Genomic DNA, 730 nt, shown 5'->3' with positions numbered 1-730 from the left:
CTCCTAGGTTTCTGACACCACCATCAGGCTTTGGTATCTCCACTCTTCGTACTGGTTGAGGTTTGTATTTTCTTGTCCTCAGCTGTTCCTTGATGATTTCGCCGTTCTTTGCAAGATGTTCCTTGAGTTCTGTGTACTTCATTCCGTCCACTCCCTCTGCACCTTTGTTTCGTACGACTTGCAGATATGCTCTGTTGAGATTATCGCTAGATAAAATCTGCTCCATTAGACTACCTGTGTCCATGCGTTCTTTCCTTTCCGTCTCGCTTGATTTGACCATCTTTTACTCGATTGGTTACGGCAGATGTTGTCATTTCTGCAATACGAGACATACTCAAACTTATTGATTGTTCACCCCTTCGCTCCATTTCCGTTACAGAAACTTCTTCACTACTATGGGTTCGGCTGACTTCTCACAGTTCGTTGTTACTAGGCTAATGAAACCTCTGTGAGACCTCCACGCTTAAGGTGCACGCTCTTTCCTCTCATCTATCCGCCACATTTACTCGTACTTCCAGCAACTTTTGGACTTCATCTTCTTTTGCAGACTTATCCGTATTTCCGAGCCTTATATGTGATTTCTGTCCGTCGGACCAAGAGTTTGCTTACAGCTTCCTTCAGATTCCACCTCACGATGGACACCCTTGCTGTTCGGCTATACACTTCCTCGTTGCCTAGGCGTGTTCGGGACTTTCACCCGTTAGAGCGCGCCCATGGCGCGCAAACAAAA

Annotated in this window: 1 pseudogene; it reads right to left on the bottom strand. The window is 46.2% G+C overall.

Annotated features, from left to right (window positions below):
- A pseudogene (locus ACQRBH_RS17275) lies at positions 1-244 on the bottom strand (group II intron reverse transcriptase/maturase); the annotation flags it as partial.
- Positions 245-730 lie beyond the last annotated feature (486 nt).

The sequence above is a fragment of the Bariatricus sp. SGI.161 genome, from assembly GCF_050313695.1.
Taxonomy (GTDB): domain Bacteria; phylum Bacillota; class Clostridia; order Lachnospirales; family Lachnospiraceae; genus JAFBIX01.
This window is presented reverse-complemented; position numbering and strand designations above follow the sequence as displayed.